Below are 18,189 nucleotides of genomic sequence, written 5' to 3'. Positions count from 1 at the left end.
ATTCGTCTTGCAATCAGGTGCACTGCAACTAGTTGCATAGCTAGAGTCAGAACCATGGCGTTGGAGCACGCGATCCTGGTGTCCCTGACCGAGCGGGCCGGGTCCGGGTACGAACTCGCGCGCCGGTTCGACCGGTCGATCGGGTTCTTCTGGCCTGCCACCCATCAGCAGATCTACCGGGTGCTGCGCCGGATGGACGATGCCGGATGGGTCACCCACACGGACGTCGCCCAGGAGGGCCGCCCGGACAAGAAGGTGTACGAGGTCTCCGCCGCCGGTCGCGAAGAGCTGACCCGGTGGCTCGCGGAGCCGGTCGACATCGCCGTACTGCGGGACGGCTTGAGCGTGAAGATCCGCGGCGCCTCCCTAGGCGATACCGCCGCCGTACTACGGGAAGTCGAGCGCCACCGTGGTGAGCATGCCGCGCTGCTCGAAGTCTTCCGCGGGATCCAGCGTCGCGACTTCCCCAAGCCGGCCAAGCTCAACGGCCGGGAGCTCCACCAATATCTGGTACTGCGTGGCGGGGTCCGGGCCGAGGAATCGTTCCTCGCCTGGTGTGACGAGGTCATCGAAGCGATGCGATCGGAGCGGTCATGAGTGAGTACCCGAACCTGCTGGCACCCCTGAACCTCGGCCACGTCACCCTGAAGAACCGGGTGATTATGGGCTCGATGCACACCGGTCTCGAGGACCGCTCGAGGGATCTGCCAAGACTTGCCGCGTACTTCGCGGAGCGGGCGCGGGGTGGGGTCGCCTTGATGGTCACCGGTGGCTACGCACCGAACTGGCAAGGCTGGCTCTTTCCGTTCGGGTCCAAGCTGACCACTCGCCGGCAGGCTCGCAAGCACCGGATCGTCACCGATGCGGTGCATGCCGAAGGTGGGCTGATCGCGCTGCAGATCCTGCATGGCGGGCGGTATTCCTATCACCCGTTCAGCGTCTCGGCCTCTGCCGTGAAGGCGCCGATCAATCCCTTCAAGCCGCGCGCGTTGTCGGATCGCGGGGTCCGGCGCCAGATCGATGCCTATGTCAGGTGTGCGGCGCTGGCGCAGGAAGCCGGGTACGACGGGGTCGAGGTGATGGGCTCCGAGGGGTACTTCATCAACCAGTTCCTTGCTGAACGGACCAACAAGCGGAAGGACCGCTGGGGCGGCAGTGCGGAGAACCGACGTCGGCTGGCGGTCGAGATCGTACGGCGTACTCGCGAACGGGTCGGATCGGACTTCCTGATCATCTACCGGCTGTCGATGGCCGATCTGGTCGAGGGCGGCCAGAGCTGGGACGAGGTCGTTGCGCTGGGCAAGGAGATCGAGGCTGCCGGTGCGTCGATCATCAACACCGGGATCGGCTGGCACGAGGCGCGGGTGCCGACCATCGTCACCTCGGTGCCGCGGGCCGCGTTCACCTCGGTGACGGCGTCGTTCCGGCCGCAGGTGAACATCCCGGTGGTTACCTCGAACCGGATCAACCTGCCGCAGGTCGGCGAAGAGGTGCTGGCACGCGGGGACGCCGATCTGATCAGTATGGCGCGACCGTTCCTGGCCGATCCGGAATGGGTGCTCAAGGCAACCACTGATCGTGCTGACGAGATCAACGTGTGTATCGCCTGCAACCAGGCATGCCTGGACCACGTGTTCTCGAAGAAGACGGCCACCTGCATGGTGAATCCGCGGGCGGCACACGAGACCGAATTGGTGCTGCTGCCAACTCGGCGTACGAAGAAAATCGCTGTGGTCGGAGCGGGGCCTGCGGGGTTGGCGGCTGCGGTCACGGCGGCTGAGCGAGGGCATCAGGTCGAGTTGTTCGAGGCGGACGAGGAGATCGGTGGGCAGTTCGGGATCGCGCAGAAGATCCCGGGCAAGGAGGAGTTCGCCGAGACGATTCGGTACTACCGGCGGCGGCTCGACCTGACCGGCGTGAAGCTTCACCTCGGGCATCGGGCGACCGCTGCGGACCTTGCTGGGTTCGACGAGGTCGTGCTGGCGACCGGGGTGGTGCCGCGGGTGCCGGCGATTCCTGGGATCGAGCACGAGAAGGTGCTCTCGTACGTCGACGTCGTACGGCATGGTCGCCCGGTCGGCGCATCGGTCGCCGTGATCGGTGCAGGCGGCATCGGCGTCGATGTGAGCGAATTCCTCACCACGATCGATTCGCCGACCCTCGATCTCGAAGCCTGGAAGGCCGAATGGGGTGTCGCGGACCCGACGATCGCCCCGGGTGCTTTGGCGAAGCCGCGCCCAGAACCCTCGCCCCGCCAGGTCTACCTGTTGCAGCGCAAACCCGGAAAGATCGGCGCCGGCCTAGGTAAAACCACCGGCTGGGTGCACCGCGCGGCCCTGAAGAACAAGCAGGTCGAGCTACTCCGCGGCGTCAACTACGAGCGCATCGACGACGACGGCCTGCACATCAGCTTCGGTCCCAACCGCGAAAACCCCCGCACCCTCGCCGTCGACACCATCGTCATCTGTGCCGGCCAAGAACCCGTCCGCGACCTAGCCGCCACTCTCACTACCCCCGTGCATCTGATCGGCGGCGCCGACGTAGCCGCCGAACTGGACGCCAAACGAGCCATCGACCAGGCGACCCGCCTGGCAGCGACCCTCTAAACAGCGAACCGCCAGGCCATCAGTACTGCAGTTCGCGGCAGGTGAGGGTCCGCCGCGGGAGCGTGGCGGACCCTTGTTGCGGGCAGTACTGGTGGCGTGGCGGTTCGGGCTACTTGGCGGCCTTGGCTTCGGCCTTCTTGAGCTGCTTGTACTCGCGGACCTTGCCGAGGGAGTCGGCGTCGACGACGTCGGCGACCGAGCGGTAGCCATCCAGGGCGTAGTCGCCGGCGACCGCTTCCCAGCCCTCGGGGCGGATGCCGAGCTGCTTGGCGAGCAGAGCGACGAAGATCTGGGCCTTCTGCTTGCCGAAGCCGGGGAGCTCCTGAACGCGCTTGAAGAGCTCCTTGCCGGTGGTCGGCTCCGTCCACAACCGGGTCACGTCGCCGTCGTACTTCGACTCGATCAGCGTCGCCAGCTCCTGCAACCGGGCCGCCATCGAGCCCGGGAACCGGTGGATCGCCGGCGTCTGGCTGCACAGCTCCTTGAACGTCTCGGGCTCGGCCGCCGCGATCGCCGCCGGATCCAGGGTCCCGAACCGGCCGAGCACCTTCCAGCCGCCCCGGAACGCGTGCTCCATCCCGTACTGCTGGTCGAGCATCATGCCCATCAGGACGGCGAACGGGTACTCGTCGAGAACCTTGTCGGCGTCCGGCTCATTGGCGATGTGAAAGCCCATGCACGCATAGTAGGTCAGTTCACCCGGCCGGCCCTTCGCTCCGGAGTACGGGTGCGGGTTATCCCGTGTGACGGGCCGGAACAGCGGCGCGCGGCGTCCGGCGGGCCTATGCTCGGCGAGGGCGGGTCGACGACGTGGAGGGGCACGGATGGACATCCGGGATCTGGATCGACGGGCCGGCGCGGTGCTCGGCGAAGTGGTCATGCAGGTGCGGACGGAACAACTCTGGTTCCCGACGCCGTGCCCCGACTGGACGGTCCGCGGGCTGTTGCGGCACATCGTCAGCGAGAACGAAGGCTTCGCGGCCGCCGCGACGAACGGGTCGGCTCCGGTGCAGAAATGGACCGGTGGGCGGCTCGGGGACAACCCGGCCGGCGCCTACCGGCGGTCGAACGTGCGGGTCGCGGAGGCGTTCGCCGACGGCGGAGCGCTGGACCGGCCGATGGAGGTCCGCGAGTTCGGCACCTTCCCGCGCCGGGTGGCGCTGACGTTCCGGCAGCTGGACTGCGTGGTGCACGCGTGGGACCTGGCCCGGGCGATCGACATCCCGTACGACCCGCCCGCGGACATGGTCGAGATGGCGCTCACGCTGGCCCGCCGGATCCCCGACAACGAGGCGTCCCGCGGTCCCGGCGCCGCCTTCGAACGCAGCGTCAAGGTCCCCGGCGACGCCTCTGACCTCGCCACCCTGCTAGCCCTCCTCGGCCGCAACCCCGACTGGATCTCCCCCCCTCGATTAACCCGTACGCCGTACGCCGTGCGCCCCGCATCCCTCGCCTTGCACCGCGCACCCCAACCCCTCGCCTTCCCTCACCTGAGCTTTTGTCCGGATCTGTGGGGATCACGTCCACCTCGGGCGCCCTCTCGAGGTGCTTTGTCGACGACGCTGGAGGTCAATCGACGAGGAGGACCTGTGACCCGCATTGCCGACATCGAGATCCCGGACAGCAAGCTCGCCACCGAGGCGACCGAACTGGTGCGCGATCTCACCGACGACCTGATCTACCACCACTCCCGCCGGGTGTTCCTGTTCGGCTCGGTGCAGGGCCGGGAGCTGAAGTACGACCCGGAGCTCCTCTACGTCGGTGCGATGTTCCACGACCTCGGCCTGACCGGCACCTACCGTGACTCGACCCAGCGGTTCGAGATCGACGGTGCCGACGCAGCCGCGAACTTCCTCCGCGAACGCGGGATCAGCGAGACCGATGCCGAACTCGTCTGGACAGCGATCGCGCTGCACACCACGCCCGAGATCCCACACCACCTGCGTCCCGAGATCGCGCTCGTCACAGCCGGTGTCGAGGCCGACGTCCTCGGGATCGCCCTCGACCGCATCTCCGCCGAAGCCCGCGCCGAGATCGTCGCCGCGCATCCGCGCCCGGACTTCAAGAACCAGATCCTGGCCACCTTCACCAAGGGCATCGCGCACCGCCCGTCGACCACCTTCGGCAACGTCAAGGCCGACGTCCTGGCTCGCTACGTCCCCGGCTTCCAGCCGATCAACTTCGTCGACACCATCCTCAACTCCGCCTGGCCGGAATAGAATCTGCGCCTTTTGCCGGAGCAGACAATCCGTCGTACGGCGCCAAGCTGATCTGGTCCGGGCCGCCCGCGGCAGCCTTGGCCAGCAGCGGGCGGAACGGGCGGGACGTCATCAGCCTGGTCGACAGATTGCGGAGCATGATGCCCGCAGCCGTCATCGGCATCGCCATCTTGATCCCACCCGGCGGCAGTTCCATCCGCTGCTCGACATACGCCTGCATCCGAAGCTGGTACTCCGGGAACGCGCGCACGTGGTTGCCTTCGGCAAGCGCCAGTTCGCTCGCCAGACAGTAGGCGCCCACCAGCGACAGCGCAGTACCGTGTCCGGCCAGCGGCGACCCGCAGTACCCGGCGTCGCCGACGAGCACGACGCGCCCTCGCGACCACTCCGGGACGACGACCTGGCTGGTCGTGTCGAAGTAGAAATCGTCCGCTTCGGGCAATTGCTCGAGGATGCTCGGCGCGTGCCAGCCGACTCCCGCGAACGTCTTTGCCAGCAAGGACTTCTGCTCCTCGATGTCACGCCGGTCGTAGCTGATCGGACCCGACCGGAAGCTGAGCAACGCCTTCGCCCGACCAGCCTGGTGATCCGGCCGCAGCCCGACCCACCGGCCGCCCGGCGCCGAGTAGATCTTCATCCACCCATCCAGCGGCTCCGGCGTCTCCACGGTGAAGAACGCTCCGTATCCACCGAGATGCTTGACGTACTCCGCCTCCGGCCCGAAAGCGAGCGACCGCACCCGCGAGTGCACCCCGTCAGCACCGACCACCAGGTCGAACCGACGATCGCCGGCCTCCCGGAACGTCGCCACCACACCGCGCTCGTCCTCGGCGAGCGCGGTGACCGAGTCGCCGTACAGGTACTCCACGTTCCCGGCCGTCGCGTCGAGCAGGATCTGCGCGAGATCGCCGCGGAGGATCTCGAGTTCGGCGACCGGGCCGTCGCCGCCGAGCAGGTCGACCGGCATCGCGGCCGCCCGGCGTCCCGAGGCGGTCACGTACTCGAGTCCGCGTTCGTGCATCAGCCGCGCCTTGATGGCCGGCATCAGTCCCATCCGGTCGACCACCTCACGGGCGACGCCGCGGATGTCGACGGTCTGGCCGCCGGGGCGCGGGGTGGTGGCGACCTCGACGACGGTCGGGCTGAACCCGTAGCGGTGCAGCCAGTAGGCGAGCGAGGGGCCGGCGATTCCGGCACCGGAGATCAGAACGGTCTTCGACATGAGTCGGCTTCCTTTCGATGGGGTAGTGCACGTACGGTGTACACACAGCACGTTAGCCGCGCCGGGCGTGCCGTTCCCGTACGGCGGAAGCTGCCCTAGTGCACCAATTTCCGGGTGGCGCGGCGGTGGGTGAAGAGGGTCTCGAGTGCACTAGTGCGAAGGGGTGATGATGAGCGACGCGCCGTACCAGCAGATCGCCAGGGAGATCCGGCAGCGGATCCGGACCGGGAAGCTGAAACCTGGAGATCGGGTGCCGTCGACCCGGGCGCTGATCCGCGATCACGGGATCGCGATGGCGACTGCGACGAAAGCCCTCACCCTGCTCCAGCAGGAACGCCTGATCCATCCGCTGCCGGGCGTCGGCAACGTGGTCGGCCCGCCACCACGCCGTACGCCGACTGTCTCCGCGCCGGTCGAGGAGTTGAGTCAGGAGAGCGTGGTCCGGGTCGCCATCGAGCTCGCCGACGCCGACGGGCTGCCTGCTTTGTCGATGCGCCGGATCGCTGCCGAGCTGGGCGTCTCGACGATGGCGCTCTATCGCTATGTGGGCGGCAAGGACGCCCTGATCTTGCAGATGGTTGAGACGGCGATCGGCGATTTCCCCTTTCCTGCAAAGCGTCCCAGCGATTGGCGGGCGGCGATCGAGCAGGCGGCGCGACTGCAGTGGGCGGCGTACCGGCGGCATCTCTGGCTGGCGAGCGCGGTCACGCTCAACCGCCCGCAGTACCTGCCGAAGCTGGCGATGCATACCGACGCCGTACTGCGGGCCGTCGCCGGGCTCGACGTCGACGCGAGCACCGCCATGTACGCCGCGATCACCGTCTTCGGGTACGTCCGCGGCGTGGCGCTCAACCTGGAACCCGAGGCGCAGGCCGAGCAGGACACCGGAGTCACCGCTGACGAGTGGGCTGCGCTGCAGGCCGACCGGCTCGCCGATCTGATCCGGACCGGCGGCCTGGCCGGTTTCCAGGCGCTGGCCGACTTCGACTTCGACTACGACCTGGATCAACTCTTCGACTTCGGTCTGAAGGTCCTGCTCGACGGACTCGCGGTCACCCTCGGCGCGAGCGGGAGAATGGGCTGAGAGAGTCGGCGGACCGCTACGCTGAGTGCTCGACGAGGAGGAGGCGGCGATGGCCCTGGATCCGGTGTTCGCGCCCGGCGTACCGGTTGAGGTGCGGCGGCTGTACGAGCACAGGCCGGAGCTGTTCGTCAGGGCGGGCCAACCGCGGCCGAAGCGGCAGACCGCGTGGTCGGTCGAGCCGGGCGGGACGTTCGGCTCGCTCCTGGTCTGGCTCGCGGTCTGCGTCGGCGGCTGGATCCTCGGGCTGATCATCTTCGCGATCGTGCTGCCGACGGTCGTCGCCGCGTGGTCCGCGGTCGCTCTCGCTGTCCTCGCCGTGGCGCTGACCGGCGTGGTCGCGGTCAGGTCGGCGATCGAGGACCGCGGGCACAAGGCGGTCCGGATGCAGTACGGGCAGTACCTGCTGCCCGAGGACTTCGACGAGGAAGCCGGCCGGGTGCTCGCCCGGGCGCAGCGTGCGGTGAAAACGGTGCTCGGGGCAACGGTCACCCAGCGCGGGCTGCTCGACGAGATGAAGAACGACCTGGTGCTGCCGGAACAGCTCTGGGACATCGGCCAGGTCCTGCACGAACAGTCCGTACTCCGGGCGCGCCAGCGCGAGATCGCCAAGGGGATGGCGACCGCCGAGCTCGAAGCCGTTCTGGGTCCGCAGCGCCGGGCGCTCAACCGCTCGGCCGATGCGATCAAGCGGAAGGTCGAGCTGCTGGAGCTGTACGCCGACCGGGTGCGCTCGGCCGATGCGGCGCTGCGCGCGGAAGCGGCTCTGGAAGACGGCGACCGCTACATCGAGCTCCTCGCCCGCACCGAGCCGGCCGGCGACACCACCGTCGTCCAAGGCTTCGCCGACGAAGCAGCAGCGCTCCGCAACACCCTCGCACAAACCATCGAATCCGCCCGATCCGCCGGCCGAACCCTCGCCCTCCCGGAGTAGCCCCGCCGAGCCGCTCCCGGACTCGGCTCGTGCCCCCGACCCTCGGCCTCTGCCGCGTGCGTCGAATCCGAAGTCCTTTGGCGTGGAGCGGCGCACTAGGGTTCGCTCATGGATCGGACAGTGATTGTTGCTGGGGGAACTGGCGGGCTGGGGTCTGCGGTGACGGCGGAGTTTCTGGCGGCGGGATGGCGCGTCGTCGTACCGGGGCGCAGTGCGGCGACGCTGGCTGACCTGGGGGAGCACGAAGGGCTGGAGACGCTGGTCGCGGATCTTTCCGATCCGGCTGGCGCGCAGGAAGTCGCTTCGCTTGCCGCCGGTGATCCCGGTGCGCCCGTGAAAGCATTGCTCAACCTCGTCGGTGGTTTCGCGTCGGGAGCGCGGGTGCATGAGACGCCGATCGAGGACTTCGAGAACCAGCTTCGGCTGAATCTGCGGCCGATGTATCTGATGACCCAGGCAGCACTTCCGCACCTGATCGCATCCGGCGGCGGATCAATCGTCTGTACGTCGAGCGGCTCGGCACTCAAACCTTTCTCGGGAGCAGCCGGCTACATCACCGCCAAAGCAGGCGTCCTCGCCTTCGTCGACGCCATGGCAGTCGAGTACGCGAAGGACAACATCCGCGTCAACGCCATCGTCCCCGGCACCATCGACACCCCCGCCAACCGCCGCGCCCGCCCCACCGCCGACACCACCACCTGGACCCCACCCGCCAAGATCGCCAAACTCCTCCGAGACCTAGCCGAAACCACCACCACCGGCACCCACGTACCGGTCTAACCGCCACCCACCCGGCGCACCCTCACCCCACCGCTTTCCCTCAACCCGCGCCCGACCGCCTGCCTGCACCCAGGCATTCGTAGTACGAAGAACTACTTTCTTTCTTCGATGAGTTGGGAGATGCCTGCGAGGATGCGGTCGAGGCCGAACTCGAGGGCGTGTTCGGGGTTCATCGCCGCCTGATGCTGCTCGCCGGCCGCCGTCCCGACCCGCCCGGCGACCGGGAACCGCTCAGCCAGCGCGCCCATGTACTGCGCGAGCGCCGGCCCCGTCGTCAGCCACCACTCCGCGTCGCTCATCCCCGATTCGCGCTGCGTCCGGAGATGTTCCGCGGCCCCCCGCGCCGTCCCCTGCACATGCGTGACGATCAACGTCAGCGCAGAATCCATCTCGACATCCGTCAGCCCCAACCCGTCCAGCGGCCGAAGCTCCGCCTCGTACTTCACCAGGATGTTCGGCCCGAGCGCCGACCGCGCCGCCGGCACCTCATGGATCCACGGGTGCCGCATCAGCACCTCCCAGTTGCGCCGGGCAACGAACGCCATCGCTCCGCGCCACCCACCCGGCTGCCGCAACGGCTCCTCGACATCGGCGTACAGCTCGCCGTGGACCGCGTCGTACATCAGCACGGTCAGCTCGCCCTTGCCCGGCACGTGCGTGTAGAGCGACATCGTGCCGACCTTGAGCTGCTCGGCGACCATCCGCATCGAGACCGCCTCCAGCCCGTTCGCGTCGGCCAGTTCGATCGCGGTGTCGATGATCGCCCGCAGTGTCAGCCCGGACCGGCCCGGCTTCGTGTGGGTGCCCCAGAGCAGGGCCAGGCTGCGGGCCGGATCGGCCGCGGCGGTCTTTTTTCCAGGCACGGGAACAAACTCCAGCCGGTCGTCGTTGACCCGATCGTACCTGAGTCGTACAGTGTACGGTACACTCTACGGTTCCAAGGCTGCAGAGAGGCTGGAAGTTGTCAGAACGCGTGATCGTGGCAAGCGAAGTACGCAAGAACTACGCCGGCGGCACCGAAGGGGCGGGCCTGAACGGGTTCGACCTCGAGGTCGCCGCCGGCACCGTGGTGGGGTTGCTCGGTCCGAACGGAGCCGGCAAGACCACCGCAGTACGGATCCTGTCGACGCTGCTGGACCTCGATTCCGGCGAGGCAACCGTCGCCGGGTACGACGTACGCCGGCAAGGTGCTGAGGTCCGGCGGAGGATCGGTCTGGTCGGCCAGTACGCCGCGGTCGACGAGATCCTGACCGGACGGCAGAACCTGGTGCTGTTCGGCCGGCTGAACCATCTGTCGCGATCGGCGGCGATTCGCCGAGCGGACGAGTTGCTCGAGCGGTTCGCGTTGACCGAGGCCGCCAATCAGGTGGCGTCGAAGTACTCCGGCGGGATGCGCCGGCGGCTCGATCTCGCCGCGAGCCTGATCGTCGCGCCGGCGGTGTTGTTCGTCGACGAGCCGACGACCGGCCTCGATCCGGCGGGGCGGATCGAGGTCTGGTCCGCAGTACGGGACCTGGTCGACGGTGGAACGACGGTGCTGCTGACCACGCAGTACCTGGAGGAGGCGGATCGGTTGGCGGATCGGATCTCGATGCTCAAGGCAGGCAAAGTCGTTGCCGAGGGCACCCCGGACGAGCTGAAGGCCGAACTGGGTGCGGACTGGCTCGACCTGGTGTTGCTCGACCCGGCCGACGTACCGCGGGTGCTCGCACTGGTGGAGCGGCTGGCCGACGGCGAGGTGCGGGTCGACGACCTGCGGGTCAGTATCCCGGTGCGCGATCGCACCCGGGCGCTGGTGGATATCGCGACTCTGTTGCGAGAGGCAACGATCGAACCCGAGGACATCACGTTACGGCGACCGACCCTCGACGAGGTCTTCCTGCACCTGACCCGGACGGAGGTGGCCGCATGACGAACCGACTTGGCTGGGCCCTGGCCGATGGCTGGACGATCGCCCGTCGGGATCTGCTGCACTGGCGGATGCAACCCGGCGCGGTGATCTTCAAGTGGTTCTTCCCGGTGCTGATGCTGCTGATGTTCGGCGCCCTGCTCGGCGGTGCGATGGAACGCCCCGAGGGGCAGTCGTACTACGAGTTGCTGGTGCCCGGGATCTTCGCGCTCTCGATGTTGTTCGGGCTCGAAGCGACCATGCTCGCGATCACCGAGGACGCCGCGAAGGGTGTCACCGACCGGTTCCGCTCGTTGCCGATCAGTTCGGCTGCTGTGGTGCTCGGCCGGTGCATCGCGGATCTGCTCGACTCCGTTGTGACCCTTACCGTCTTGGCGGGGACCGGGCTGGTGCTCGGGTGGCGGTGGCACGGCAGTTTTGCGGCCGCACTGGGGGCCTTCGGGTTGTTGCTGCTGCTCCGGTTCGCCTTGCTGTGGGTCGGAATCTTCATCGGGCTGGTGGTGAAGAACGCGCAGAGCGTTTCGATGGTCCAGGTGCTGGTCTGGCCGATCGGGTTCCTTTCGAGCGCCTTCGTCGACACCTCCACGATGCCTTCGTGGCTGGGGGCGGTGGCGCAGTGGAACCCGCTCTCGCTCACCGCCACGGCGACTCGGTCCCTGTTCGAGAATCCGTCGACCGCACCCGTTTCCTGGATCGGTGAGCATTCTCTGGTGGCCGCCGTCGTCTGCCCGCTGGTGTTGACGGCCGCCTTCCTGCCGCTCGCCGCGACCCGCTTCCGCAACTTAGCCCGCTGACCCGGAGTACGGGCGTGTGAACGCTCTGCGAATTTGACCAACAATCGAACCCATGTGCGATCCTGGACCTCATGGGGAGCAACAGGAGATATCCGCGGGAGCCGCCGCCGGACAGCCGGCGTCGGCACTGCTGGGTGCTGGCCACGGCCCACGAACGTGGGCCGTGGCCGGGCCTGATCCTGGAGTGGCGGCGGAACAACTCCGACGACTGGATGGCCCGGGTCGTCTACGTGCCGAACCCGAAGGAGGCCAAGTCGGTCGAGGCCTGGTTCGCGGCCGGCCTGCTCCGCCCGATCGAGCCGCCGCGCACGCCCGTCAAGGTGCCTCCGGGGGTCGATTTTCGCTGAGGGCTGACAGTGTGTAGTCGGCGAGGTAAACCGATTGAGCTTCGGCGGCGTCTGAAGAGGTGTGCGGCTTGGGTACCTGCCGCACACTTGAGTCGGGCGCTGACAGGGGAGCTATGGGGAGTCGATCACGCGCGACCCGTGCGAAGGGTCGTACCGCTGGGCCGGGTCATGCCCGCTCCCGGAGCGTCTCCGGGTCGCTGGGACTGACCCTGCTCAGCGCGCTGCTGCCCGGGGTCGGCCTGATCATCGGCGGCCGGCGTCGGCTCGGTGCGTTCGTGCTGACCCTCGCCATCGGTTTGCTGGGCCTCGGCGTGTACGTCGGGCTCACGCGGCGTGACGAGGTGCTCGCGGCAGCCGTGGTGCCGAGCCGGCTGCTGCTCACCAGCGTCGGCATCTGCGTGCTCGCGTTGCTCTGGATCATGGTGATCGTCGGCTCGCACCGGTTGTTGCGTCCGGCAACGGGTGGTCCAGGTGGGCGCGCGGTCGGCGCCGTACTGGTCGGACTGCTCTGCTTCGCGATCGCGGCGCCGGCCGCTGTCGGCGTGGAGAACGTCATGGCGCAGCGGTCGCTGGTCCAGAACGTGTTCCAGTCCCAGGCCGACAGCAAGAGTGCGACCCGGCCGAAGACGGTCAACGTCAAGGACCCGTGGGAGGACAAGCCCCGGCTGAACCTGCTGCTGCTCGGCGGCGACGACGGCAAGGGCCGGATCGGGGTCCGGACCGACACCGTGATCGTGGCGAGCATCGACACCAAGACCGGCGACACCTCGCTGATCTCGATGCCGCGCCAGCTCACCTTCATGCCGTTCCCGGAGGACTCGCCGCTGCACAAGTTCTACCCGGACGGTTTCGGCAAGGAGGGGCTCAGCCTCGAAGGCCGGCTGGAGTGGATGCTGACCGCGATGTACCAGAACATCCCGGAGGCGCACCCCGGCGTACTGGGGCCGTCGGACAACGAAGGTGCCGACGTGGTGAAGCAGTCCGTCGGCGAGGCGACCGGGCTGAAGATCGACTACTACCTGCAGGTCAACCTGCAGGGCTTCGACGAGATGGTCGACGCGCTCGGCGGGATCACCGTCAACATCAACGAGAAGGTCGCGATGGGTGGCGAGAGCAGCACCCACACGCCCCCCGGCCAGTGGTTGCACCCCGGTCCCAACCAGCACCTCAACGGGTTCCAGGCGCTCTGGTTCGCGCGCGGCCGGTACGGCGCGGACGACGACCAGCGCCAGATCCGGCAGCGCTGCGCGATCAAGGGCATCGTCGATGCGGCCGACCCGTCGACCCTCATCACGAAGTACCAGGCGATCGCCAAGGCCGGCAAGCACCTGCTCCGGACCGACATCCCGCAGGAACTCCTCCCTGCGCTGGTCCAACTCGCCCTGAAGGTCAAGTCGGGCACCGTCTCGAACGTCAACCTCGACGTCTCGAAGCTGAAGCTCAAATACCTCCACCCCGACTACGAAGGCCTCCGCGAAGCCGTCCAAAAAGCCCTGGACTCCAAGCCCTCCGACACCCCCGCACCGCCCAAAACCCCCACCACCCCCGGCAAATCCACCGCCACCCCCGGCAAGTCCACCACCCCACCCCCCACCTCAGACCTCAACGACGCCTGCGCCTACCACCCCTCCGGCGACGACAGCTGAGGCTGTCATCCCACGCCGGACACCGACGGGGAGCAGATACCCGCTGGTGTCCAGGCCTCGGCCCAGCACGAACTGGCGAACCTGGCTGGTCGCCAGAGTGGTCAGCCCTGCTTCGCCTTTGCCAGAATCTTCTTCAGGTCAGGGATGCTCGTGGCAGGCGTGATGACTTCCTGGCGGAGCCGGGTCAGCTTCGAGCTCTTGATCCGCCACTGGCCGTCGATCTTCACGTAGGTCTCGTGGTAGTGCCCGGCTCCGTGCATGCCGATCGCGGGGGTGAGGTCGACGGTGTCTTCGAGTGCCCAGATCCCTTTAGCGGTGGTGGCCGAGGTCAAGGTGATTTCGGGCGCTTGCACCTGGTGCACGGTGGTCTGCGACGGCTGACCGATCTGCTGCCGTACGTACGCGACGAACTCGTCGCCGCCGTGGACGACCTTGCCGCCCGCTTCGGAGGTGTCGCTGACGAAGTCGTCGGTGAACACCTGGCGCCAGGCGCTCCACTGCTTGGTGTCCAGTAGACGGCAGTAGCGAGCTTTGAGCTGCTTGATCGCCTCGAGATCGTTGAGTGCGGCAACGTCATACGCGCCGGGATTCACCGCCTGGGCCTGGGCATCCGCGTGCCGCGAGGCGGCGAGCTGAACGACACCTGCAGCAAGTACCAGGGTGCCGATCAGGAGAGCGGCCGGGAGGGTACGGATCCTCATCGTTGTGTCCTTGTCCGCTGTCGATTTCAGGCGATGGCATCTCCCTCCCCGGCGATGCCATCGTGGCTGAGCCGAACCCTAGCGGAACTCCCGACGAGACGACCAGCGACTCAGAGTCTCTGCAGGCCGTCCAGGCTCCTTTGCTGTCGGTCGGGACGCAGGCCCCGGCATTTGTGGGGTCGGTGAAAGGATTGGTGGGATGTGTCGATCTGTTGGTGACCTGGTCGACGTGAGAGTAAGTGGTTTACAGATTCGACGAGGGAGTCAGCGATGCGTTACATGATCATCAACAAGGCTGATGCGGACACCGAGGCCGGGAAGATGGTGAGCCAGGAGGTTGCCGAGGGGGTCGGCAAGGTGGTCGAGGATCTTTCCAAGGCCGGGGTGTTGTTGTTCGCCGAGGGGGTGCACCGGAGTGCGCTGGGGGCTCGGGTGAAGGTTTCCCGGGGGAAGCGGACGGTGACGGACGGGCCGTTCGCGGAGACCAAGGAGCTGATCGGCGGGATCATCGTCGTCGATGTCCGGAGCAAGGACGAGGCGATCGAGTGGGCGGCCCGGCTGTCCGAGGCGCTCGACGGAGAGATCGAGGTACGCCGGGTGGTCGAGGAAGCCGACTTCAGCCCCGACTCGGACCTCTTCCAGAGCTGACCGCCGGGCAGTCGCCCGAACCTTGGACAGCAACTTGTGGGTTCGGACATGTCACTTCGTGTCCAGACCCGCGGGTTGGTGTCCAAGCCTCCGGTTCAGAACAGCCCGCGGGTGGGGTGATGGTTGCCTTGACCCTGGAGGTGCTGTTCTATCGGGTGGGTGACGGTTACGGACGCGCATGGGGCCATCGATGCGGTGTGGCGGATCGAGGCGCCGCGGATCATTGCCGGGGTGGCCCGGATCGTGCGAGATGTCGGGCTGGCCGAGGAGCTGGCTCAGGATGCGCTGGTGGCTGCGTTGGAGCAGTGGCCGGAGTCCGGCGTACCGAGTAATCCGGGCGCCTGGCTGACCGCGATCGCCAAGCGGCGCGCGATCGACCTGATCCGGCGCAAGGACACGTACCAGCGCAAGCTCGTCGAGATGGGGCATCAGCTCGAGATCGACGGGGACAGCGTCGAGGACGACGTCGAGGCGATTCTCGAAGACACCATCGAGGACGATCTGCTGCGACTCGTCTTCACCGCCTGTCACCCGGTGCTGACGACCGACGCCCGTGTCTCGCTGACGCTGAGGCTCCTGGGTGGGTTGAAGACCGACGAGATCGCCCGGGCGTTCCTGGCCCCGGAGGCGACGATCGCGCAGCGGATCGTGCGCGCGAAGCGGAATCTCGCCAAGGCGGAGGCCGAGTTCGAAGTACCGACCGGTGAGGAGCTGGTCAATCGGCTCGCTTCGGTGCTCGAGGTCATCTACTTGATCTACAACGAGGGGTACTCCGCGACCGCCGGCGACGACTGGATGCGCCCGACGCTCTGCAACGAGGCGATGCGGCTCGGCCGGCTGCTGGCGGAGCTGATGCCGGACGAGTCCGAGGTGCACGGCCTGGTGGCCCTGATGGAGTTGCAAGCATCGCGGGCCAACGCCCGCACCGGTCCGAACGGCGAGCCGATCCTGCTGCTCGACCAGGATCGCCGTCGCTGGGACCGGCTGCTGATCCGTCGCGGTCTGGAGAGCATCGACCGCGCGTTCTCGACCGACGAGCCACCCGGGCCGTATCTCCTCCAAGCGGCGATCGCGGCCTGTCATGCGCGCGCCGCCGAGGCCGAGGACACCGACTGGGCGCGGATCGCCGGCCTGTACGCCGTACTCGCGCAAGTCACCCCGTCGCCGGTCGTCGAGCTGAACCGGGCGGTCGCGATCTCGATGGCGTTCGGGCCGGAGCGGGGTCTCGCGGCGGTCGACGAGTTGCTCGACGAGCCGACGCTGAAGGACTACCACCTGCTGCCGAGTGTGCGGGGCGATCTGCTGTACAAACTCGGTCGCCTCGACGAGGCCCGCGCGGAGTTCGAACGGGCCGCGACGCTGACCCGCAACGAGCGCGAACGCGCTTTCCTCCTCGACCGAGCCGCCGCCTGCTGAGGCATGAACCGCAGCCGGCTGAGAAAGGCTGAAAGAACGTTTCGTGAGTTTTGTCGATCCACCAGTCGGGCGTTCGACGCACTGGTGAGACCGGGTGAGGAGCACCGGGTCTGATCGGCTGAGGAGCTCACGATGAACAAGGTCATTTCGGCGGACGGCACGGTGATCGCCTACGACCGGCTCGGGGACGGGCCTGCGGTAGTGCTCGTCTCCGGCGACACGGTGGACCGGGTGGCGAACACCGGGCTGGCAGCGCTGCTGGCGGAGAACTTCACCGTCTACAACTACGACCGCCGGGGCCGCGGTGACAGCGGCGGCACCTCCACCACCGAGATCGAGCGCGAGTTCGAGGACCTGGACGCGATCTTCGCGGTCGCGGGGGGCTCGGCTCATCTCTATGCGACCTCGTCCGGCACCGCCCTGGCGCTGCTCGCGACGGCAGCAGGCCGACCGGTGAACCAGCTGGCTTTCTGCGAACCGCCGCACGTTTACAGCGTTCCAGCTGCCGCGATGGTCAAACTGATGAACCACCGCATCCTCAGAACTCAGTACAACGCCGACGCCGTCCTGGCGCTCGCACTGAAGGAGTGCTTCGTATGAACACCACCACCTCCAAGGACGGCACCACGATCGGGTACGACCGCAACGGCGACGGGCCCGCACTGGTCCTCGTCGACGGCGCCCTGTGCAGCCGCGCGCAAGGTCCGATGCCGGATCTCGCGAAGGAACTCGCCAACCACTACACGGTCTACAACTACGACCGACGCGGTCGCGGCGACAGCGGTGACGCGGACGTCTACGAGGTCGAGCGCGAGATCGAGGACCTGGCTGCCGTGATCGAGGCGGCCGGTGGTTCGGCGTACGTGTATGGCACGTCGTCAGGTGCTGCGCTCGTACTGCGTGCTGCCGCGGCCGGCCTGCCGATCAGAAAGCTGGTCGTGTTCGAGGCGCCGTTCGTGGTCGACGACAGCCGCAAGCCGATCCCGCGGACCTGGGCTGCCGACATGCGGGCGCTGTCCGACGCGGGGCGTCCCGGCGACGCGATCAAGTACTTCATGACGAAGGGCATCGGGCTGCCCGCGATCATGGTCACGATGATGAAGCTGATGCCGGGCTGGAAGGGCATGAAGGCGGTCGCTCACACTCTTCCGTACGACGCGGAGGTGGTCGGCGAGAACGCGTTCGGTCAACCGTTGGACGCTTCGCAATGGACCGGAATCACGGCGCCGGCGTTGGTCGTTGCCGGTGGGAAGAGCCCGCAGTCGATGCGGACCGCGGTGAAGGCGACGGCTGACGCGGTGCCCGGGGCGGAGCATCTGGTGATTCCCGGTCAGATGCACATCATCAAGGCCACGGCGATCGCGCCGGTGATCAGCGAATTCTTCGGTGGAGGTGCACGATGAAGTTCACGACCGTGGTGGAGGGGACGAAAGTCACCGGGATCGAGGTGCCGGAGGACGTCATCGTCGCGCTCGGCAAGGGCAAGAAGCCGCCCGTGGTGGTGACGATCGGGGACTACAGCTACCGGAACACGGTCGCGGTGATGGGCGGGCGGTACATGATCGCGCTGAGCATGAAGAACCGTGAGGCCGCGGGCGTCGAGGGCGGGCAGGAGATCGAGGTGGAGCTCGAGCTCGACACGGAGCCGCGGGAACTCGCCGTACCGGAGGATTTCGCTGCGGCGCTCGATGCCGAGCCGAAGGCGCGGGCGTTCTTCGACGGGCTGTCGTACAGCCAGCGCAGCTGGTTCGTGCTCGGCATCGAGGAAGCGAAGAAGCCGGAAACCCGCCAGAACCGCATCACCAAAGCCGTCGAGCGCCTGGCGAGCGGCCGAGGCCAGCGCTGAACCGGGCGGCGGGGGCGCTCAGCACGCGGATCGCCGGGAG

Annotated in this window: 19 protein-coding genes; 15 read left to right on the top strand and 4 right to left on the bottom strand. The window is 67.6% G+C overall.

Translation table 11 applies throughout. The features are described from left to right. The first annotated feature begins 54 nt into the window (after positions 1–54). Both ABZ004_RS26575 and ABZ004_RS26570 read left to right on the top strand, forming a co-directional pair. Entirely contained in the window at positions 55–597 is a 543-nt protein-coding gene (locus ABZ004_RS26575) for a PadR family transcriptional regulator (protein ID WP_355683768.1), read from the top strand. Continuing rightward, positions 594–2,606, top strand: coding sequence for an NADPH-dependent 2,4-dienoyl-CoA reductase (locus tag ABZ004_RS26570; protein WP_355683767.1), 2,013 nt, complete (start codon positions 594–596; stop codon positions 2,604–2,606). Before ABZ004_RS26575 ends, ABZ004_RS26570 begins: the two co-directional genes overlap by 4 nt. Positions 2,607–2,715: 109 nt before the next feature. On the opposite strand, the gene ABZ004_RS26565 is transcribed toward ABZ004_RS26570, so the two are convergent. Then, positions 2,716–3,282 carry an HhH-GPD-type base excision DNA repair protein gene (locus ABZ004_RS26565; RefSeq protein ID WP_355683766.1) on the bottom strand — a complete coding sequence of 189 codons (567 nt, stop codon included), beginning with the start codon at positions 3,280–3,282 and terminating at the stop codon, positions 2,716–2,718. Positions 3,283–3,430: 148 nt separating this feature from the next. Between ABZ004_RS26565 and ABZ004_RS26560 the strand changes: the two genes are divergently transcribed. Then, positions 3,431–4,825 (top strand): TIGR03086 family metal-binding protein, encoded by a 1,395-nt coding sequence (locus ABZ004_RS26560; RefSeq protein ID WP_355683765.1) that lies wholly within the window; start codon positions 3,431–3,433, stop codon positions 4,823–4,825. Here ABZ004_RS26560 and ABZ004_RS26555 read toward each other — a convergent pair. After that, a complete protein-coding gene (locus ABZ004_RS26555; protein WP_355683764.1) occupies positions 4,803–6,047 on the bottom strand; it encodes an FAD-dependent monooxygenase in 1,245 nt (414 codons plus the stop codon). The two genes, ABZ004_RS26560 and ABZ004_RS26555, sit on opposite strands and share 23 nt — an antisense overlap. Before the next feature lie 169 nt (positions 6,048–6,216). Between ABZ004_RS26555 and ABZ004_RS26550 the strand changes: the two genes are divergently transcribed. The 3 genes from ABZ004_RS26550 to ABZ004_RS26540 all read left to right on the top strand — a co-directional run bounded on the left by ABZ004_RS26550 (position 6,217) and on the right by ABZ004_RS26540 (position 8,842). Next, on the top strand, positions 6,217–7,131 hold the full coding sequence (locus ABZ004_RS26550) for a TetR/AcrR family transcriptional regulator C-terminal domain-containing protein (protein ID WP_355683763.1): 915 nt from the start codon (positions 6,217–6,219) through the stop codon (positions 7,129–7,131). 49 nt (positions 7,132–7,180) lie between these two features. Beyond that, positions 7,181–8,062, top strand: a complete 882-nt coding sequence (locus ABZ004_RS26545) for a hypothetical protein (protein ID WP_355683762.1) — start codon at positions 7,181–7,183, stop codon at positions 8,060–8,062. 108 nt (positions 8,063–8,170) lie between these two features. Beyond that, positions 8,171–8,842 carry an SDR family NAD(P)-dependent oxidoreductase gene (locus tag ABZ004_RS26540; RefSeq protein WP_355683761.1) on the top strand — a complete coding sequence of 224 codons (672 nt, stop codon included), beginning with the start codon at positions 8,171–8,173 and terminating at the stop codon, positions 8,840–8,842. 92 nt (positions 8,843–8,934) lie between these two features. On the opposite strand, the gene ABZ004_RS26535 is transcribed toward ABZ004_RS26540, so the two are convergent. Further along, positions 8,935–9,705, bottom strand: a complete 771-nt coding sequence (locus ABZ004_RS26535; protein WP_355683760.1) for a TetR/AcrR family transcriptional regulator — start codon at positions 9,703–9,705, stop codon at positions 8,935–8,937. 98 nt (positions 9,706–9,803) lie between these two features. Between ABZ004_RS26535 and ABZ004_RS26530 the strand changes: the two genes are divergently transcribed. The 4 genes from ABZ004_RS26530 (at position 9,804) to ABZ004_RS26515 (ending at position 13,538) form a co-directional block, all read left to right on the top strand. Next, the gene (locus tag ABZ004_RS26530) at positions 9,804–10,754 is read left to right on the top strand and encodes an ATP-binding cassette domain-containing protein (protein ID WP_355683759.1); all 951 of its coding nucleotides are present in this window, start codon (positions 9,804–9,806) and stop codon (positions 10,752–10,754) included. Beyond that, a complete protein-coding gene (locus ABZ004_RS26525) occupies positions 10,751–11,545 on the top strand; it encodes an ABC transporter permease (protein WP_355683758.1) in 795 nt (264 codons plus the stop codon). The genes ABZ004_RS26530 and ABZ004_RS26525 overlap by 4 nt, the downstream gene beginning before the upstream one ends. Positions 11,546–11,616: 71 nt before the next feature. Beyond that, the gene (locus ABZ004_RS26520; RefSeq protein WP_355683757.1) at positions 11,617–11,892 is read left to right on the top strand and encodes a hypothetical protein; all 276 of its coding nucleotides are present in this window, start codon (positions 11,617–11,619) and stop codon (positions 11,890–11,892) included. A gap of 113 nt (positions 11,893–12,005) precedes the next feature. Further along, positions 12,006–13,538 carry an LCP family protein gene (locus tag ABZ004_RS26515; protein WP_355683756.1) on the top strand — a complete coding sequence of 511 codons (1,533 nt, stop codon included), beginning with the start codon at positions 12,006–12,008 and terminating at the stop codon, positions 13,536–13,538. A 101-nt stretch (positions 13,539–13,639) separates the two neighbouring features. On the opposite strand, the gene ABZ004_RS26510 is transcribed toward ABZ004_RS26515, so the two are convergent. Next, positions 13,640–14,239 carry a nuclear transport factor 2 family protein gene (locus tag ABZ004_RS26510; RefSeq protein WP_355683755.1) on the bottom strand — a complete coding sequence of 200 codons (600 nt, stop codon included), beginning with the start codon at positions 14,237–14,239 and terminating at the stop codon, positions 13,640–13,642. Positions 14,240–14,509: 270 nt separating this feature from the next. On the opposite strand from ABZ004_RS26510, the gene ABZ004_RS26505 reads away from it, so the two are divergent. The 5 genes from ABZ004_RS26505 (at position 14,510) to ABZ004_RS26485 (ending at position 18,149) form a co-directional block, all read left to right on the top strand. Then, a complete protein-coding gene (locus tag ABZ004_RS26505; RefSeq protein ID WP_355683754.1) occupies positions 14,510–14,887 on the top strand; it encodes a YciI family protein in 378 nt (125 codons plus the stop codon). Between the two features lie 159 nt (positions 14,888–15,046). Continuing rightward, entirely contained in the window at positions 15,047–16,303 is a 1,257-nt protein-coding gene (locus ABZ004_RS26500; protein WP_355683753.1) for an RNA polymerase sigma factor, read from the top strand. Positions 16,304–16,435: 132 nt separating this feature from the next. Next, positions 16,436–16,903, top strand: a complete 468-nt coding sequence (locus ABZ004_RS26495) for an alpha/beta fold hydrolase (RefSeq protein ID WP_355683752.1) — start codon at positions 16,436–16,438, stop codon at positions 16,901–16,903. Beyond that, positions 16,900–17,706 (top strand): alpha/beta hydrolase, encoded by an 807-nt coding sequence (locus tag ABZ004_RS26490; protein WP_355683751.1) that lies wholly within the window; start codon positions 16,900–16,902, stop codon positions 17,704–17,706. Before ABZ004_RS26495 ends, ABZ004_RS26490 begins: the two co-directional genes overlap by 4 nt. Further along, a complete protein-coding gene (locus tag ABZ004_RS26485) occupies positions 17,703–18,149 on the top strand; it encodes a YdeI/OmpD-associated family protein (RefSeq protein ID WP_355683750.1) in 447 nt (148 codons plus the stop codon). Before ABZ004_RS26490 ends, ABZ004_RS26485 begins: the two co-directional genes overlap by 4 nt. Positions 18,150–18,189: the final 40 nt, after the last annotated feature.

The organism is Kribbella sp. NPDC006257 (assembly GCF_040613535.1).
Lineage (GTDB): Bacteria > Actinomycetota > Actinomycetes > Propionibacteriales > Kribbellaceae > Kribbella.
The sequence above is the reverse complement of the archived record's forward strand: the minus strand, read 5'-3'. Positions and strand labels throughout refer to the sequence as shown.

What these genes read in the sequence shown, in the direction of transcription:
- ABZ004_RS26515 (WP_355683756.1), top strand. Translation starts at nt 12,006, where the DNA reads ATGGGGAGTCGATCACGCGCGACCCGTGCGAAGGGTCGTACCGCTGGG.
- ABZ004_RS26545 (WP_355683762.1), top strand. Translation starts at nt 7,181, where the DNA reads ATGGCCCTGGATCCGGTGTTCGCGCCCGGCGTACCGGTTGAGGTGCGG.
- ABZ004_RS26495 (WP_355683752.1), top strand. Translation starts at nt 16,436, where the DNA reads ATGAACAAGGTCATTTCGGCGGACGGCACGGTGATCGCCTACGACCGG.
- ABZ004_RS26485 (WP_355683750.1), top strand. Translation starts at nt 17,703, where the DNA reads ATGAAGTTCACGACCGTGGTGGAGGGGACGAAAGTCACCGGGATCGAG.
- ABZ004_RS26540 (WP_355683761.1), top strand. Translation starts at nt 8,171, where the DNA reads ATGGATCGGACAGTGATTGTTGCTGGGGGAACTGGCGGGCTGGGGTCT.
- ABZ004_RS26520 (WP_355683757.1), top strand. Translation starts at nt 11,617, where the DNA reads ATGGGGAGCAACAGGAGATATCCGCGGGAGCCGCCGCCGGACAGCCGG.
- ABZ004_RS26570 (WP_355683767.1), top strand. Translation starts at nt 594, where the DNA reads ATGAGTGAGTACCCGAACCTGCTGGCACCCCTGAACCTCGGCCACGTC.
- ABZ004_RS26505 (WP_355683754.1), top strand. Translation starts at nt 14,510, where the DNA reads ATGCGTTACATGATCATCAACAAGGCTGATGCGGACACCGAGGCCGGG.
- ABZ004_RS26555 (WP_355683764.1), bottom strand. Translation starts at nt 6,047, where the DNA reads ATGTCGAAGACCGTTCTGATCTCCGGTGCCGGAATCGCCGGCCCCTCG.
- ABZ004_RS26575 (WP_355683768.1), top strand. Translation starts at nt 55, where the DNA reads ATGGCGTTGGAGCACGCGATCCTGGTGTCCCTGACCGAGCGGGCCGGG.
- ABZ004_RS26560 (WP_355683765.1), top strand. Translation starts at nt 3,431, where the DNA reads ATGGACATCCGGGATCTGGATCGACGGGCCGGCGCGGTGCTCGGCGAA.
- ABZ004_RS26510 (WP_355683755.1), bottom strand. Translation starts at nt 14,239, where the DNA reads ATGAGGATCCGTACCCTCCCGGCCGCTCTCCTGATCGGCACCCTGGTA.
- ABZ004_RS26565 (WP_355683766.1), bottom strand. Translation starts at nt 3,282, where the DNA reads ATGGGCTTTCACATCGCCAATGAGCCGGACGCCGACAAGGTTCTCGAC.
- ABZ004_RS26490 (WP_355683751.1), top strand. Translation starts at nt 16,900, where the DNA reads ATGAACACCACCACCTCCAAGGACGGCACCACGATCGGGTACGACCGC.
- ABZ004_RS26550 (WP_355683763.1), top strand. Translation starts at nt 6,217, where the DNA reads ATGAGCGACGCGCCGTACCAGCAGATCGCCAGGGAGATCCGGCAGCGG.
- ABZ004_RS26525 (WP_355683758.1), top strand. Translation starts at nt 10,751, where the DNA reads ATGACGAACCGACTTGGCTGGGCCCTGGCCGATGGCTGGACGATCGCC.